Below are 15,845 nucleotides of genomic sequence, written 5' to 3' on the forward strand. Positions count from 1 at the left end.
GACTAGGTGCTGCTGGCAAAATCCCCGCCCTGGGTCCGGACCGGGTGCAGCTTCGGCGCCGACTCCTGCTCGTGCGCGACCTTCGGTGACACCATGCCGGCGCTACGGATCGCATGATAGCTGAGTTCGTCCGGATCGATCAGGTCCGGCACCTTCCAGCCGTCGAGATCGTATTCGGCCATGCATTGTTCGGCGAAGCCCTGCAGGTTCTTCGCCGTGCCGCCAGCCATTGCGCCGAACAGAACGTAGCGGCGGATTTCCTCGGTCGAGCCGCCGTAATTGATCTCGTAGAGTTCGTGGCGGCCGCCGAATTCGGTGCCGATCGTGTCCCACAAGAGCTTGAGCAGCTTGACCCGGCCTTCCGCGTCATAGCCGTTGGAGCCGCGCATATATTTGTCGATATACGGGCGGATCTCCGGATTCTTGAAGTCGCGCGCCGACGAATTCAGATAGATCAGGCCCGAGGCCACCGTCTGCTCGATGATGTATTTGACCCGCGTGTAGGCCATGGTCGACACGATCTGATATGCGCCGGCGGGTTCGATATCCGGCAACAAATATTCGCCCACCCACGGTTTCGGATTGCGCGCCATCGCCTCGGTCAGGCCCCAGAACAGGTTGCGCCAGACCAGCACCTCGCCGACATTCGCCTGCACGCCGCGGAAGTCTTTCGACCCCGTGGCTTCCACGGCCTTGAGCAAAAGTCCCGCAATGAAGTCGAGCTTCACAGCGAGACGCGTGCAGCCATGCAGCAGCGCGCGCGGCAGGAAGCCGGTGCGCGGGAAGAAATTGTTCGCCTTCTCCACGTCGCCGTAGCAGAACACGTTCTCCCAGGGGATCAGCACCTTGTCGAGAATGAACACGGCGTCGTTCTCGTCGATGCGGCTCGACAGCGGATAATCGAACGGCGAGCCCATCGCGGTCGAGGTCATTTCATACGACGGGCGGCAGATCAGCTTCACGCCCGGCGCATTGGTCGGGATCATGAAGATCGCGGCGAAGTTCTTATCCTGCACCGGGATCAGGCCGTGATGGGCGACGAAGGTGTAGTTGGTCAGCGCCGAACCGGTCGCGACGACCTTGGCGCCCGAGACGATGATGCCGGCATCGGTTTCCTTCTCGACATGGCAGCACACATCACCCACTTCGTTCGGCGGCAGATTGCGGTCGATCGGCGGATGGATGATGGCGTGATTGACGAACGGCACACGCTCCTGGCTGAACTGGTACCAGCGCTTGGCATTGGCTTGCCAGGGATCGTAGAAGTCGGCATTGGCGCCCAGCGTGCCGAGGAACGCGGCCTTGTAGTCCGGCGCGCGGCCGAGCCAGCCATAGGTGATCTTTGCCCACTCGGCGATCGCGTCGCGTCCCGCAACCGATTCCGCAACAGTCTTGGGCGCCTTGAAATAGGCCTGCGTCATCCCGCCATTGCCGGTATCGGTCGGCACCAGCAGCTTGTCCTTGTGTTTTGGATCGTGCAGCGCATCGTACAATCGCGCGACCATGCGCGAGGTATTGCGGAAGGCCGGATGCGTCGTCACATCCTTCACCCGCTCGCCGTAGATATAGATCTCGCGGCCATCGCGCAGCGACTCGAGGAACTCATCGCCCCTCATCGGCGTCGAAACCTTGATCTTTCCGGTGGTCGTCGGATCGGCCGCAAAGGCCACCTTGTCGTCGCGAAGCGCCGCTCGAGACATGTCTCAGTTCCTCCCGAAAAGGCCGCGTTAGCGCGGCTCGTAGGGCTTAGAATGCCTGATTGAAATCAAGCCGCTAGCCTCGTGATACGGATACGATATGGAAGCGGTTTTGCGGATGCAAGCGCGCTGCGCGAGCGGCCCTGTGCGCCGCGCCGGCGCCGGGCTAGACTGCCGCACGATGCCGCCCGCGTGGGCAAGGATGCCGGCCTGACATGACATTCACCGTCCGATCCCTGACCGGCAACCTGAATTCGATCACCCAATCCCCGTCATGGATCGGCCGGGCCGGTCTCGGCCTGGCGCTGGTCGCGGCTTTCGTGGCGCTCGAATGGGTCAGTTCGATCCACGAATTCATGAGCGTTCCGATCACGGCCTGGAATCCGGGCCTGGGCGTCGTGTTCGCGTTCATGCTGCTGCGCGGACCGATTTATGGTCTGGTGCTGTTCGCCGGAATGATTGCGTCCGAACTGCTCGTGGTCCGGACCGAATTGCAATGGCCGCTCATTGCCGCGATCTCCGCCATCATCTCGCTGGTCTACAGCAGCGCCGCCATCGTGATCCGGCGCGCTCTGCATCTGGATGCCGGCCTGCACCACCTGCGCGATCTGATGGTTCTCCTGTCCGCCGGCATTTTCGCCGCGTTGGTCAGTTCGGCGCTGGTCGCTTTACTGCTTTTGCTCGATGAGCGCATCGCACTCGACAACATCCTGATCGCCGCAGCGCCGCTCCTGGTCGGCGACCTGATCGGCATCGCGGTCATGACACCGCTCACGCTGCGTCTCGTCATGCTGCTGCATGGCCACGCGACGCTGGCGGGCTATTCACGGCCGCTCGCGATCGAGGCCTCGCTTTATGCCGTGCTGAGCTGCCTCGCGCTGTTCGTGATCGTCGGCGGTCCGAGCGGAAGCGGGCTGCGGTATTTCTATCTCCTGTTCGTGCCCGTGGTGCTCGCGGCGGTGCGTCATGGCTTCGACGGCGCCTGCGCCGCGCTCGCCATCACGCAGTTCGCGCTGGCCGGGCTGATGCACCATTTCGGCTACGACGCGCAGGCGTTTACCGAGATGCAGACACTGATGCTGGTGCTGACCGGCACCGGACTTGTGGTCGGCGCCGTGGTGAGCGAGCGGCAGAACGCCGATATCCTGCGGCGGCGCGCGGAAGATCGCCTGCGCGAAAAGGAAATGGATGCCAGCCGCGCCGCGCGCTTCACGCTCGTCAGCGGCATGACGTCGGCGCTGGCGCATGAGATCAACCAGCCGATGACAGCCGCCCGTGCGTCGGCGCGTTCGGCACAGCATCTGATCGAGAGCGCAGTGCCCGACTTGCCACGGGCCAGCAGCAATCTGGCCACCGCGATTGCCCAGATCGATCTGGCGGGCGGCGTGATGCGACGGATGCATGAGTTTCTGCAACGCGGCCGCCCGCATGCCGCGAGCTTCGATGTCTCCACCATGATCGAGGACGCGCTGACGCTCGCGCGGCCCGATGCAGCCGCGCGCGGGATCGAGATCGTGTCCGATATTACCGCCAATCTGCCACTGGCGCGCGGCGACCGGATCCAGATCGAACAGGTGGTGCTGAACCTCATCCGCAATGCGACCGAGGCGATCTCCGCAACGGCTCAGAAGGACGGGGTGATCCGGCTGTCCGCTGTGACCCTGTCGGAGCCGCGGCGGATCGAAATCGCGGTGGCAGACAATGGCCCCGGCGTCGCACCGGATTTCGCGCAAAGCATGTTCGAGCCGATGACCACGTCCAAGCAGGAAGGCCTCGGGCTCGGCCTGTCGATCTGCCTGACTATCGTCGAATCGCATGGCGGCCGGATCTGGCTACATTCCGGCGAACCGGGACACACCGAATTCCGGTTTTGGCTACCTCTTGAACCGCCTCACAACCTCCAATAACAGAAGTGACGCGAGACCTGCCGGGATGAGTTCCCCCACCATATTCGTGATCGACGACCAGCCATCGGTCCGGGATGCCATCGGCGAAATGCTGAGCGTGTTCGGATTCGTGGTCGAGGTTTTCGATTCGGCGAGCGCCTTTCTCGACAAGGTGTCCGCCACCCGCCCGGGATGCGTGGTAGCCGATGTCCGCATGCCGGGCATCGATGGAATCGCGCTGGTCGGCGAAATGGCCCGCCGCGCGATCGGAATCCCGGTCATTCTGATTTCCGGGCATGCTGATGTTCCGATGGCCGTCGCCGGCATCAAGGCCGGTGCGGATGATTTCATCGAGAAGCCGATCGACGACGCGAGGCTTGTCGCCGCCATCAATCGCGCGCTGGCGCGGGTGTTCTCGGCGCAGGACTCGTCGAAACAGCATGACGATCTGGCCGAGCGCTTTGCACGCCTCACTCCGCGGCAGGCCGAGATTTTCGACCTTGTCGCCGGCGGCTTCACCAGCCAGGCCATCGCCGCGAAACTCGACCTGTCGACCCGGACCGTCGAGAGCTATCGCGCCCAGATCATGGAAAAGATGCAGGCCGAAAGCGTCGCTGTTCTGGTGCGTCAGGCGATCCGCCTGCGCCGGATCGAGCCTTAAACGCACCCGCCTGCTCTAGTCGGAACTCCGCCGGCATGGCGGTCGCTGCAGGCACCGTAATTATACGCCCCAACCGATACGAATGCCGGATTTCGGCTTGTGCGCCTAGCGTGCCGTTCGGATCTCGCATCCGGGCGGCACGGGGCAACACATGAAGCGCGGCCTGACACAAGGCACATCGCGACGGCTGACTCGGCTGTCGCCGATCGACATTCCGTTGGCGGCTGCGGTTGCAGCCATGCCGGCGGTGTTGCTGGCGGCGCATCTACCGTCGGATTTGCTGATGCCTGCAATGGCGGTTCTGGCGTTCGCGACGGCGCTGGTCGCGTCGGTCGCGGGGTGGCTGACCCGTGCGTCGCGCCAGGCGGCCACTGTCACGATCTGGGACTTTGCCGGCGCCTGTGTGCTGATCGGCATCGCCGCCGGGACGTTCAGCGAATCTGTTCAAGTCTCACAACTTCTCGGGATCGCAACCACGACCCCGTGATATAGACCTCACCTTATCCAGGCCGGGCCCCTCTGGCGATCTGCAAGCAGGTCGCGATGTCGGACTGGAATTCCGCAAGGAATGGCCCCGCCAGGATGGGATGCGAATCCCGCACTCCGACGACCGGACCAGTCCTGTAAACAACGAGAGGAGTCCGGTCGTGTTCGACCTCATTACGCCTTCGGTTCTTACTGCCCTGTTCCAGGTCATCATGATCGACCTGGTGCTCGCCGGCGACAACGCCATCGTCATCGGTCTCGCGGCCGCGGGCCTGCCCAAGGAACAGCGCGCGAAAGTCATCCTGATCGGCATCGGCGCCGCAACGGTGCTGCGCATCATCTTCGCATTGCTGACGACGCAACTGCTGCAGATCGTCGGACTACTGCTGGCGGGCGGCCTGCTGCTGCTCTGGGTGTGCTGGAAGATGTGGCGCGAACTGCGCACGCCGCACGAGGAGGTTGTCGAAGCGGAAGAAGCGCTGTCCGACACCGATATCAACAAGGACGGCACGGTCGGGTCCAAGGCGCCGCGCAAGACATTCGCGCAGGCCACTTGGCAGATCATCATCGCCGACGTCTCGATGTCGCTCGACAACGTCCTTGCGGTTGCCGGCGCCGCCCGCGACCATCCCTATGTGCTGATCTTCGGCCTGGTTCTGTCGATCGCGCTGATGGGCGTCGCCGCCAGCTTCATCGCCAACCTGCTGCAGAAGCATCGCTGGATCGCCTATGTCGGCCTCGCGGTCATCCTCTATGTCGCGCTCGACATGATTTATCGCGGCTTCAACGAGGTCCTGCCCTACGCCATCAACTATATGGGCTAACCCGCTCCTGCGCCGCGCGGATGCCATGGCACGCCGCCATGCGCTCCGCGCGGTTGCCTCCTTGCGTGCTGAAATGCCAAGTTCCCGCCGGACATGAGCGGGGCACATTGGCCGATGGCGGATAAGAAGATTCTGATTGTGGGCGCGGGTCTTGGAGGGCTGGCGGCCGCTGCATGCCTGCTGAAGGCAGGTTTCGATGTCGAGGTCTACGAGCAGGCCCCGATGCTTGCCGAAGTTGGCGCCGGCATCCAGATGAGCGCCAATCCGATGCATGTGCTTCGTCATCTCGGGCTCGAGGATGACGTGCTGCGGCTCGGGGTCCAGCCGGGCGCCTATGTCTTCCGGTTGCACGATACCGGCGAGGTCATCCAGGACTTTCCGCTTGCCGCCGAGCATCAGCGCCAGCACGGCGCACCCTATGTGCAGTTGCATCGCGCCGACCTGCATGAATTGCTGGCCACGGCCGCCAGCAAACTCAAGCCCGACCTGATCCGGCTGAACCAGCGCGCCACTGGCTTCACCGAGACCGACGACGGCGTCACGCTGCATTTTGCCGACGGCAGCAGCGCCGAGGGCGATATCCTGGTCGGAGCCGACGGGCTGAAGTCGACCATCGCGCGGCAGATCGTCGGCGAGATCCCGGCGAGCTATACCGGCGACGGCGCCTGGCGCATCACCGTGCCGATCGAGCGATTGCCGAAGCCGTTCCTGCCGCAGGTCATGTCGGTCTTCATGGGTCCGGGCGGACACGCCGTCTGCTATTACCTGCGTGGCGGCGCGTTGCTGAATTTCGTCGGCATCATCGAGACCGAGCTGGCATCCGAGGAATCCTGGACGCAGAAATTCCCCTGGGACATGCTCAAGAAGGATTACGAGGGCTGGCATCCTGCGATCCAGACCATCATCGATGCCGCCGACCACGACCAATGCTATCGCTGGTCGCTGCACAATCGCCCGCCGGTTCGCAACTGGAGCACGAAGCGCGCCACCATTCTCGGCGACGCCGCGCATGCAACACTGCCATATCTCGCGCAGGGCGCGGCCATGGCAATCGAGGACGGTGCGGTGCTGGCGCGCGCGCTGCGGCAGAAGGACGATATCGCCGAAGCGCTCGATCTCTATCAGCGCAACCGCGTCGACCGCACCGCGCGCATTGTCGAGACCTCGACGCAGAACCGCCGTCTGTTCCATCTGCCGTCGGAGGCAGCGATCAGGGCCGAATTCTCCAAGCGCAACGAAGGCGAAAGCCGCAACCGCTGGCTCTACTCATACAATCCGCTGACGGTCGAGCTGACATGACTGCCCGCACCAGGGGCGTCACGGCCAGGGTCAGTCTGATCCCGTTCAAGCTGACTCAGGCGGTCGGCGGCTCAGGCGTCTCCGCCGTCGATGTCATCGTTGTTGAGCTGACCGACGCGGACGGTGCCCGCGGCCTCGGCTTCTCCTATGTGATTGGCGGCCATGGCGGCGTCGCGTACAAAGCCGCGCAGGACCAGGTCGCACGCTTCGTCGACGGGCAACAGCTTCCGCCGCCGGCGGCGCTCTGGCGCAAGATCAACGCAAGCTTCAACCGCACCGGGCCGGGGCCGAACCTCGTCGCACTCGCCGCGATGGATGTCGCCGCCTGGGACCTGCACGCGCGCAAGCTCGGTCTGCCGCTCGGCGTCGCGATGGGCGGCGAATTGCGCGCTGTTCCGGTATACGGCAGCGGCGGCTTCAACACCACGCAGCCACCGGAAGCGGCCGCAGATGTCGCCGCCGAGCAGGCTGCGCGCGGCCTGACGGCGGTGAAACCGCGCGTGAAAGGCATGCCGTCCGACGCCGCTGTGCTGGGCGCCGTTCGCAACGCGCTTCCTGCGCATGCGCAGATCATGGCCGACGCCAACGAGAAATGCGACCTGTCGCAGGCGTTGTGGCTGATGGCGCTGGCGCGCGAACACAGCCTGCTGTTCGTCGAGGAATTGTTGCCGGCGCGAGCGCTGGAAGGCTATCGCAGGCTTGCAGCGTCGGGCGGAGCGGCGATCGCCACCGGCGAGCATCTGCAGACGCGTGCGGACTTCCTGCCCTTCATCTCCGAACGCATTGCCAGCGTAATCCAGCCGGATCTTGCGATGGCTGGCGGGCTCACGCCGGTGCTGGAGATCGCAACGATCGCCGAGGCGTTCGACGCGATCGTCTCGCCGCATTTCCTGCCCGGCCTGTTTGCGCATGTTGCGGCGGCAGCACCCGCGTTGCGCTGGCTCGAGGAATTTCCGCTGCTGGAGCCGCTGTTCGAGGGCTGGCCCGGTGTCGATGCGAACGGGACCATGACGGCCTTGTCCGCACCGGGACACGGGCTTGCATTGAGCGAGCGCTACCGGCGCGAGATGGTGCAGTAACGATCGTACACGACCTTGGATGATCTTCCTGCGTCGACGCAACGTCATTGCGAGCGAAGCGAAGCAATCCACCTTTCACGTACAGGAGGATTGCTTCGTCGCCGACATTCCGTCTGCTTAAGCTTTAGCCCTCGATAAAGGCGAGCAGATCGGCGTTGATCGTCTCTGCATTCACCGTCGCCATGCCGTGCGGAAAGCCCGGATAGACCTTGAGCTCACCCTTCTTGAGCAGCTTGACGGCAAGCTTGGCGCTGTTGTCGATCGGCACGATCTGATCGTCATCGCCATGCATCACCAAGGTCGGCACGTCGATGGCCTTGAGATCGTCGGTGAAGTCGGTCTCGGAGAAGGCCTTGATCCCGTCGTAATGCGCCTTGGCGCCGCCCATCATGCCCTGCCGCCACCAGTTATCGACCACCGCGGGAAGAGTTTCGATACCCGGACGGTTGAAGCCATAGAACGGTCCGGATGCCACGTCGCGATAGAAGCTGGCGCGGTCCGCAGCCAGAGACTTGCGGAAGCCGTCGAACACCTCGATCGGCAATCCGTTCGGATAAGCCGCGGTCTTCAGCATGATCGGCGGCACCGCGCCGATCAGGACGGCCTTCGAGACGCGGCCGGGCTTGGCGCGCGCGACATAGCGCGTCACCTCGCCGCCGCCGGTGGAGTGTCCGATATGGACCACGTTCTTCAGATCGAGCGCCTCGACCACGGCCTCGGCATCGGCCGCATAATGGTCCATGTCGTGGCCATCGGCGACCTGCGAGGAGCGGCCATGGCCGCGGCGGTCATGGGCGATGACGCGATAGCCGCGATTGACGAAGAACACGAGTTGCGCGTCCCAGTCGTCCGAGCTCAGGGGCCAGCCATGATGGAACATGAGCGCCTGGGCGGTCTTCGGTCCCCAATCCTTGAAGTAGATGTCAACGCCGTCTTTGGTGGTCGCGTAGGCCATGGTGGTTTCTCCGGTTTGCGAGGTCGTAGGCGCATCGGTCGGCACACCAGCCGGTTTTAGATCGCGCCCTATTATTTATCGTGCGATTTAATTAGCGCGGCCGCATTTGGATGTCAATCGCTTGCGATTAGATCGCTTACGATTTATTTATGACAGGCGAGTTACCTGTTCCCATTGGAAAAGCCAACGCCTTGACCAAAAAGAGAGAGAAATCGTCCGAACTCGAGCTGGCCGCGTCGCTGCCAGATTTCCTGTGCTTCGCGGTCTATTCGACCAATCTGGCCTTTCATAAGGTCTACAAGCCGCTGTTCGACGAACTGGGGCTCACCTACCCGCAATATGTGACGCTTGTTGCGCTGAACGACGAAGCCGATCAGACCGTCGGTCAGCTCGGCGAAAAGCTGTTCCTTGAATCGAGCACGCTGACGCCATTGCTGAAGCGGCTTGAGGCGATGGGCTATGTCACGCGCAAACGCGATAGCGAGGACGAGCGCCAGGTTCGCGTCAGCCTCACGTCCAAGGGCAAGACGATTTTCGAGAAGGCATTCTGTGGCCGCGAAACCGTGATCGACGCGACCGGGCTCGATCCGGAATCGTTCGCGCGCCTGCAGCGCGATCTGATCAAGCTGCGCGACAATCTGCTGGCATGGTCGAAGACTTAGCGGCCGGCCGCAGCCTTTGCGTGGCGAACCGCGGTCAGCCCTGAGTCACGCCGGCCAGCAAATCTTCGCCGACACTCGACACCAGCGCGGGCCGACCCACAATCAGCGGATCCGCGGTCCCGATCCGTGTCAGATCGCGATTGTCATAAGGAATGCGGCCCAGAACGAAGCGCATCGCGTTCAGGCGCGCGCGCTTCTTGCAATCGCTCTTGATGACGGTCCATGGCGCGTCCGACGTGTCGGTATGCAGGAACATGGCTTCCTTCGCGCGCGTATAATCGTCCCAGCGATCGAGCGATTCCAGATCGATCGGGCTGAGCTTCCACTGCTTGAGCGGATGCAGATTGCGCTCCTTGAACCGACGACGCTGCTCGGCGCGCCCGACCGAAAACCACATCTTGAAAAGATGCACGCCGCTGCGCACGAGCTGCCGCTCGAATTCCGGCGTCTGCCTCAGAAACTCGTCATATTCCGCGGGCGTGCAGAAGCCCATGACGCGCTCCACACCGGCGCGGTTGTACCAGGAGCGATCGAATAGCACGATTTCGCCGCGCGTCGGCAAGTGCTGCACATAGCGCTGGAAGAACCATTGCCCTCGCTCGGTCTCGCTCGGTTTTTCCAGAGCCACGACGCGCGCACCGCGTGGATTGAGATGCTCCATGAACCGCTTGATCGCGCCGCCCTTGCCGGCCGCATCGCGTCCCTCGAACAGAATGACGATGCGCGCTCCGGTCGCCTTCACCCAAGCCTGCAGCTTCAGAAGCTCGACCTGAAGATCGTATTTCTGGCGTTCGTACGACTTCCGCGACATCAGGTTTTTGTACGGATAGGCGCCGCTGCGCCAGCCGGCAGACAACTCGGTGTCGGGATCTAGCCTGTCGGTGCCGCCGGCTTCGGCCGCACCGGTCAGCAGCTTGCGCAACGCACGGCGCTCGTCGGGCGACGCGCCATCCATCAGGGTGCGCAATTGTGCGATCAGGCCGGATGGCGGTGCGGTCCTGGCGTGCTGCTCCAGCAACTCCTTGAGTGTCGCGGCCTGAACAATCCGCTGTCTCACGACCTTGCGGGTGACAATCTCGTTCTTGATGTTGGCTGGATTGAGCGTGGCGACTGTGTCACCCTCACTGACGCGGCGCGCATTCCGCTTGGCTTTGCCGTTTCCGCGGCCACGCGACACCGGCGTTCGAACCCCGATCGATTCCGCCATTGCAGACTCCGCCGTTGCGACACACGATCCGTCACAAAAGCTTCATATTGCGCCCGGGAGCCGAACGGTTGACCCAAATCAAACCGCGGTACGGATCGGACGGGATGGAGACGTGCTCCCGGCAATGCCGCCTTGCATCGCCGAACCAAGGCAGCTCTGTCGGTCAACTAGCTGCCGAGATACTTCAACGCGACCGCCGAGATGACGATAATGATGGCAACGGCGGCCAGGGAGATTCCGGGCCCGTGATCGACGCTTCGATACTTCATTTTCAAAAACAACGTACGGGGAGGTTCAGCAAGCAGAGACGTTGGCGGTCTCGCGCAGGACTTCCCTTGGGAGGAAGCGGCGGCCGCCGCCGATGCGAGGAACATGATCCCATCGCCGGACGGGACACAACCGCCCAGCGCGAACGCCTGGCAGTCTTCCACACGAAAGTCGGCGATCCGAGCGCTCATGGCGCGCCATCTTCACGCGATGCGTGCAATACCCCACAAACGCATCCTTGATAAGGTCTCTGCGAGCAGCAAACCAGCGACAGGCCCCGCATGAGCACCCTGCACATCCGGCCAATGCGGCCCGACGAGATATCGATCGCGATCGGCTGGGCCGCCACCGAGGGCTGGAATCCCGGCCTGAACGATGCCGCGTGCTTCGCTGCCGTGGATCCGGACGGATTTCTGATCGGCGAGATCGACGGCGCACCGGCAGCAACCATTTCCTGCGTGAATTACGACGCGCACTTTTCCTTTCTCGGCTTCTACATCGTGCGACCGGATTTACGTGGCCGCGGCTTCGGGCTGCAAATCTGGAACGCGGCGATCGCCCATGCCGGCGCGCGCATCATCGGACTTGATGGCGTGGTCGCGCAGCAGCGCAACTACGAGCGATCCGGCTTCGTCCACGCCTATGCCAATGTCCGCTACGGCGGCATTGTTGCCAAGCCGCAAGCACCGCGCGGCGATGTCGTTGATCTGACCACGGTGCCATTGGGGCAGATCGAGGCGAGCGACGCGATGGTTTTCCCTGCCCCGCGCTCCGCGTTTTTGCGCCGCTGGGTCGGTGCGCCAGGACATACCGGACGCGCCTTGCTGCGCGATGGGGAATTGACGGCCTGGGGCGTGATCCGCCCCTGCCGGTCCGGCCACAAGATCGGGCCGCTGGTCGCGGTCGACCGCAACGCGGCGGAAGCCGTACTCGCCGCACTGCTCGACGCCATCGGCGGCGGCGAAGTGTTTCTTGATGTACCGGCCGTCAATGCGGACGCGACCGCATTGGCAAAGGAACTGGGTCTCGCCCCGGTCTTCGAAACCGCGCGCATGTATACCGCTCCGGTCTCGATACCACGGCTCGAACGCGTGTTCGGGGTCACTACATTCGAGCTGGGCTAGCGCCGCAGCCGCGCCATGCGGCGTTCGGCCTCGGATGCGGTCCGAATTCGCGCGGAACCCTGCAAGGAACAGCATCGTTGGCTCCCGTTGGGGCAGGCAGAGGCCGTCCTGACGACGGAGACAGTCTATGATCAATGCCAGCGTCGTATTGTTTGCCACCCTGTCCATCGCAGCCACCGGGGTGCTGTGGCCGGCCGTCGCGTCGGCGCAAGGCGAGATTCCCGCTCAGTCCACCGGACAGGAACCGAAACTGCCCGAGCCGAACGAAGGCCTTATTCCCACAATCAACTGGGCGCGGGCGGAACCGTGGCCAAACGGCGCGATGCCGAAGGCCGCCGCCGGACTGTCGGTGAAGGCGTTTGCCCGCGATCTCAAACATCCGCGCTGGATCTACGTGCTTCCGAACGGCGACGTGTTGGTGGCCGAAGCCGCCAGCCTGCCGTCGCCGTCATGGAGTCCGCGAGCGCTGGTTCAGAACTGGGTGATGCGGCGCGCCGGTTCGATCGTCGAAAACGCCAATCGCATTTCGCTGCTGCGCGACACCAACGGCGACGGCGTTGCCGACGAGCGCCATGTATTTCTGGAAGGTTTGCGTCAGCCGTTCGGGATGGCGCTGATCGGCGACCAGTTCTACGTCGCCAATACCGACAGCGTGGTGCGCTACCCCTACAAGGAGGGCGAGACGTCGATCACGGCGGAAGGCACCAAGCTCGTCGATATCCCGGTGGGTCATCACTGGACCCGCAACATCATGCCGTCCGCCGACAATACGAAGCTTTTCATCACCGTCGGCTCGGGCAGCAATATCGGTGAGAAGGGCATGGAGATCGAACAGGCCCGCGCGACCATCTGGGAGCTCGATCTCGCATCCGGCAAGCATCGCATCTTCGCGTCCGGCCTGCGCAATGCCAACGGCATGGCGATCGAACCCGAAACCGGCGCGCTGTGGACGTCAGTCAACGAGCGCGACGAAATCGGCGACGACGTGCCGCCGGATTATCTGACATCGGTGCAGGACGGTGGCTTCTATGGCTGGCCCTACAGCTATTGGGGCAAAATCGTCGACGAGCGTGTGCAGCCGCAGCGCCCGGATCTGGTCGCGCAATCGATCACGCCGGACTACGCGCTGGGCGGGCATACATCGGCGATCGGACTGGCTTGGTATGGCGGCGATGCGCTGCCGCAGCCGTTCCGCAACGGCATGTTCGTCGGACTGCACGGCTCTTGGAATCGCTCCGACCTGAGCGGCTATCGCGTGGTGTTCGTGCCGTTCCAGGGTGGCCGCCCGTCCGGCGATCCGATCGACGTTCTCACCGGCTTTCTCAAGGATGGCGAGTCGGTCGCCTACGGACGGCCGGTCGGCGTCACCGTGACGCGCGCGGGCAGCCTTCTGGTTGCCGACGACGCCGGCAATGCGATCTGGCATGTGACGGCAGGCAACGGCGGAGCGCCGACCACGAGCGCGGCGCCGCCTACAACGTCGGGAGCCGCCAACGACGCGCAATAGGCGCGCGCTGCCCAAGACTTCACGAGACGAGTTCCCTCGGCTATCACTCGCCGCGCACATCTGTCGCGGCGAGTGAAGCTCATGATCCTCCTGTCGAATGGCGGCACGAATATCCAGCGTGCCGCCGCCCCTTCCGACACCATTGCCGTCGGCACGGTGGATGGCGTTGCCATTCTTTCGCGGTCCGACAAGGGCTGGACCGTGACGCACCGCGCGCTGCAGGGGGTGTTCGTCAGTGCGGTCACGGCGCTGGATGACGGCACATTGTTTGCCGCCACCCGCGGCATCGGCATCGCCCGCAGCGACGATGGCGGCATCACCTGGCGATGGGTGAATAACGGCCTGGCGCATTATGAATTCTGGTCGGCCCGCGCCGGCAAGCTTCAGGGACGCGACGTGGTGTTTGCCGGCGCGCTGCCGGCGCATCTCTATGTCAGCGAGGACAAGGGCGAGACCTGGCGCGAGTTGCCAGCTTTGCGCAAGGCCGACAGCGTCGCGAAATGGACGTTTCCGCCGCCGCCGCGTGTCGGCCACATCAAGGATATCGTGCTGGACGGCGACCGCCTGCTGGTCGGCATCGAGATCGGCGCGCTGCTGGTCTCGACCGATTTCGGCGAAAGCTTCACCGATCTCAAAGTCGATCCCGATCCGCAGGAATGCGACATCCATCGCATTCTCGTGCATCCCGCGCGGCCGGAGCGGCTCATCGTCGCCAACGGCATTGTCGGCATGATGACGAGCGAGGACGGCGGCAAGACCTGGACGAAAATTCCGATGCCGCCGGCCGCCGATTACCCGGATGCGATCGCGATCCATCCGGAGCAACCGGATTTGCTGTTCATGACCGCGGGCGTGGGCTGGCCATTGCACTGGTACGAGCGCGGCCGCGCCCGCGGCAAGCTGTTCCGCAGCCCCGATGCCGGCAAGACCTGGCAGCGGCTGCTCGGGGGCTTGCCGAACGGCCAGCGCGCGCTGTTCTCCGCGCTCACCATCGAGGCGCGACCCGACGGATACGGACTCTATGCTGCCGACACCGACGGCCAGGTGTTCGAAAGCCTCGATGGCGGCGATTCCTGGACCATCATTGCCGACGTCGCGCCGGTGTCGAAGGGTGAGTTCTACAAGGGCCTGGTGCGCGACCGCGTCAAGCTTGCGGGCGTCGACGACATCGTCGCCAATGCCAAGGCGAGCAAGCGCTGGGACGAGGCTGGCAAGAAAATCTAGCGTCACGCCAGCGACGGTTTGGCGTCCCCACAACCGTCGTGCAACCGCGCCGCCTGCGTCGTAGGATGATGTCGAGGGTATGACTCGGGGTCGGAAGGCATGAGACTGCTGCGGCGTCTGCTCCAGCGCCTGCTTGTTGTCGCGGTAGGCGCCGTCACGGTCTGGCTGATCGTGTTCGTTGTCTTCGATTTCGCCGATCGCCGACTGCCCTGGGCGATCGCGCTGGCCGTGACCTATGCCATCGCGGCCTATGTTGTCCTGCCGCGCGCCATCCGTCTCGGACTGCGCATCCTGCAGCGCGGCCGGGTGCCGAGTTACACCCTGACCGGTGACGGACTCCCCGGCGATCCGGTGAACATCGGACTGATCGGCACGAGGCGTCAGCTGTGCGAAGCCTTCGCCGCCATGGGCTGGTCGGAAGCGGACCCGCTCGACCTGAAAAGCTCCATACGAATGGCGCGCGCCTTCGTGCTGAACGAGACCTACCCGAAAGCGCCCTTCAGCACGCTGTACCTGTTTGGACGCGGTCAGGACATCGGCTTCCAGCTTCCGATCGATAACAGCCCGCGCAAGCGGCACCACGTCCGCTTCTGGGGCCGTCCAACGGCGCGCGCGGAGCAGATGATCGATACGCCGGGCTTCTGGCTCGGCACCGATCGTCCGGGGCCGGACGAAGAGGCGCTCTGGGTGGGCGCCGCGACCAAGGACATCGGCTTTTCGCTCACGCGCCTGAGCTTCCAGATCACCCACGCGACCGATGACAACACCAACGAGGAACGTGACTTCCTGATACAGGAACTGGTCCGGCGCGATGCCGTTGGCAACGTGCGCTCGCATCGGTCCGGCGAGCATTTGCAGATCGGCAAGGTCAACAAATACGTCACGGATGGTGAGATCGCCGTCGCCGATTTGAAGGCATAATCGCTCTCAGACTTCGGAAGGCACTGCATCGCTGTGTATTGGGACG

15 protein-coding genes are annotated in these 15,845 nt (G+C 63.8%); 11 read left to right on the plus strand and 4 right to left on the minus strand.

Annotated features, from left to right (window positions below; all coding sequences use genetic code 11):
• Positions 1-2: 2 nt before the first annotated feature.
• The gene (locus AC5I5I_RS03020) at positions 3-1,700 is read right to left on the minus strand and encodes a 4-hydroxyphenylacetate 3-hydroxylase N-terminal domain-containing protein (protein WP_495969701.1); all 1,698 of its coding nucleotides are present in this window, start codon (positions 1,698-1,700) and stop codon (positions 3-5) included.
• A gap of 212 nt (positions 1,701-1,912) precedes the next feature.
• On the opposite strand from AC5I5I_RS03020, the gene AC5I5I_RS03025 reads away from it, so the two are divergent.
• The 6 genes from AC5I5I_RS03025 (at position 1,913) to AC5I5I_RS03050 (ending at position 7,932) form a co-directional block, all read left to right on the plus strand.
• Positions 1,913-3,604 carry an ATP-binding protein gene (locus AC5I5I_RS03025; RefSeq protein ID WP_495969703.1) on the plus strand — a complete coding sequence of 564 codons (1,692 nt, stop codon included), beginning with the start codon at positions 1,913-1,915 and terminating at the stop codon, positions 3,602-3,604.
• Positions 3,605-3,629: 25 nt separating this feature from the next.
• Positions 3,630-4,244, plus strand: a complete 615-nt coding sequence (locus AC5I5I_RS03030) for a response regulator transcription factor (protein ID WP_495969705.1) — start codon at positions 3,630-3,632, stop codon at positions 4,242-4,244.
• Positions 4,245-4,395: 151 nt separating this feature from the next.
• Positions 4,396-4,731 carry a hypothetical protein gene (locus AC5I5I_RS03035; RefSeq protein ID WP_495969707.1) on the plus strand — a complete coding sequence of 112 codons (336 nt, stop codon included), beginning with the start codon at positions 4,396-4,398 and terminating at the stop codon, positions 4,729-4,731.
• A gap of 211 nt (positions 4,732-4,942) precedes the next feature.
• Positions 4,943-5,554, plus strand: a complete 612-nt coding sequence (locus AC5I5I_RS03040) for a TerC family protein (protein WP_495969847.1) — start codon at positions 4,943-4,945, stop codon at positions 5,552-5,554.
• A 114-nt stretch (positions 5,555-5,668) separates the two neighbouring features.
• Positions 5,669-6,853, plus strand: a complete 1,185-nt coding sequence (locus tag AC5I5I_RS03045; RefSeq protein WP_495758588.1) for an FAD-dependent monooxygenase — start codon at positions 5,669-5,671, stop codon at positions 6,851-6,853.
• Entirely contained in the window at positions 6,850-7,932 is a 1,083-nt protein-coding gene (locus AC5I5I_RS03050) for an enolase C-terminal domain-like protein (protein WP_495969710.1), read from the plus strand. Before AC5I5I_RS03045 ends, AC5I5I_RS03050 begins: the two co-directional genes overlap by 4 nt.
• A gap of 124 nt (positions 7,933-8,056) precedes the next feature.
• On the opposite strand, the gene AC5I5I_RS03055 is transcribed toward AC5I5I_RS03050, so the two are convergent.
• Positions 8,057-8,887, minus strand: a complete 831-nt coding sequence (locus AC5I5I_RS03055) for an alpha/beta fold hydrolase (protein ID WP_495969712.1) — start codon at positions 8,885-8,887, stop codon at positions 8,057-8,059.
• Between the two features lie 191 nt (positions 8,888-9,078).
• Between AC5I5I_RS03055 and AC5I5I_RS03060 the strand changes: the two genes are divergently transcribed.
• Positions 9,079-9,549, plus strand: coding sequence for a MarR family winged helix-turn-helix transcriptional regulator (locus AC5I5I_RS03060; RefSeq protein WP_495969714.1), 471 nt, complete (start codon positions 9,079-9,081; stop codon positions 9,547-9,549).
• Positions 9,550-9,583: 34 nt separating this feature from the next.
• On the opposite strand, the gene ppk2 is transcribed toward AC5I5I_RS03060, so the two are convergent.
• Positions 9,584-10,756 carry a polyphosphate kinase 2 gene (ppk2, locus tag AC5I5I_RS03065; RefSeq protein WP_495969716.1) on the minus strand — a complete coding sequence of 391 codons (1,173 nt, stop codon included), beginning with the start codon at positions 10,754-10,756 and terminating at the stop codon, positions 9,584-9,586.
• A gap of 167 nt (positions 10,757-10,923) precedes the next feature.
• The gene (locus tag AC5I5I_RS03070) at positions 10,924-11,214 is read right to left on the minus strand and encodes a hypothetical protein (RefSeq protein WP_495969718.1); all 291 of its coding nucleotides are present in this window, start codon (positions 11,212-11,214) and stop codon (positions 10,924-10,926) included.
• A gap of 90 nt (positions 11,215-11,304) precedes the next feature.
• On the opposite strand from AC5I5I_RS03070, the gene AC5I5I_RS03075 reads away from it, so the two are divergent.
• The 4 genes from AC5I5I_RS03075 (at position 11,305) to AC5I5I_RS03090 (ending at position 15,799) form a co-directional block, all read left to right on the plus strand.
• Positions 11,305-12,147 carry a GNAT family N-acetyltransferase gene (locus AC5I5I_RS03075; RefSeq protein ID WP_495969719.1) on the plus strand — a complete coding sequence of 281 codons (843 nt, stop codon included), beginning with the start codon at positions 11,305-11,307 and terminating at the stop codon, positions 12,145-12,147.
• A gap of 127 nt (positions 12,148-12,274) precedes the next feature.
• On the plus strand, positions 12,275-13,654 hold the full coding sequence (locus tag AC5I5I_RS03080; RefSeq protein WP_495969721.1) for a PQQ-dependent sugar dehydrogenase: 1,380 nt from the start codon (positions 12,275-12,277) through the stop codon (positions 13,652-13,654).
• 81 nt (positions 13,655-13,735) lie between these two features.
• Positions 13,736-14,878 carry a WD40/YVTN/BNR-like repeat-containing protein gene (locus AC5I5I_RS03085; RefSeq protein WP_495765307.1) on the plus strand — a complete coding sequence of 381 codons (1,143 nt, stop codon included), beginning with the start codon at positions 13,736-13,738 and terminating at the stop codon, positions 14,876-14,878.
• Positions 14,879-14,977: 99 nt separating this feature from the next.
• Positions 14,978-15,799, plus strand: coding sequence for an LssY C-terminal domain-containing protein (locus AC5I5I_RS03090; protein ID WP_495969724.1), 822 nt, complete (start codon positions 14,978-14,980; stop codon positions 15,797-15,799).
• Positions 15,800-15,845 lie beyond the last annotated feature (46 nt).

Source organism: Pseudorhodoplanes sp. (genome assembly GCF_059499825.1).

Coding starts and splice junctions, on each gene's coding strand:
- AC5I5I_RS03055 (WP_495969712.1), bottom strand. CDS start 8,887: ATGGCCTACGCGACCACCAAAGACGGCGTTGACATCTACTTCAAGGAT.
- AC5I5I_RS03070 (WP_495969718.1), bottom strand. CDS start 11,214: ATGAGCGCTCGGATCGCCGACTTTCGTGTGGAAGACTGCCAGGCGTTC.
- AC5I5I_RS03050 (WP_495969710.1), top strand. CDS start 6,850: ATGACTGCCCGCACCAGGGGCGTCACGGCCAGGGTCAGTCTGATCCCG.
- AC5I5I_RS03020 (WP_495969701.1), bottom strand. CDS start 1,700: ATGTCTCGAGCGGCGCTTCGCGACGACAAGGTGGCCTTTGCGGCCGAT.
- AC5I5I_RS03025 (WP_495969703.1), top strand. CDS start 1,913: ATGACATTCACCGTCCGATCCCTGACCGGCAACCTGAATTCGATCACC.
- AC5I5I_RS03085 (WP_495765307.1), top strand. CDS start 13,736: ATGATCCTCCTGTCGAATGGCGGCACGAATATCCAGCGTGCCGCCGCC.
- AC5I5I_RS03035 (WP_495969707.1), top strand. CDS start 4,396: ATGAAGCGCGGCCTGACACAAGGCACATCGCGACGGCTGACTCGGCTG.
- AC5I5I_RS03040 (WP_495969847.1), top strand. CDS start 4,943: ATGATCGACCTGGTGCTCGCCGGCGACAACGCCATCGTCATCGGTCTC.
- AC5I5I_RS03090 (WP_495969724.1), top strand. CDS start 14,978: ATGAGACTGCTGCGGCGTCTGCTCCAGCGCCTGCTTGTTGTCGCGGTA.
- AC5I5I_RS03030 (WP_495969705.1), top strand. CDS start 3,630: ATGAGTTCCCCCACCATATTCGTGATCGACGACCAGCCATCGGTCCGG.
- ppk2 (WP_495969716.1), bottom strand. CDS start 10,756: ATGGCGGAATCGATCGGGGTTCGAACGCCGGTGTCGCGTGGCCGCGGA.
- AC5I5I_RS03080 (WP_495969721.1), top strand. CDS start 12,275: ATGATCAATGCCAGCGTCGTATTGTTTGCCACCCTGTCCATCGCAGCC.
- AC5I5I_RS03075 (WP_495969719.1), top strand. CDS start 11,305: ATGAGCACCCTGCACATCCGGCCAATGCGGCCCGACGAGATATCGATC.
- AC5I5I_RS03045 (WP_495758588.1), top strand. CDS start 5,669: ATGGCGGATAAGAAGATTCTGATTGTGGGCGCGGGTCTTGGAGGGCTG.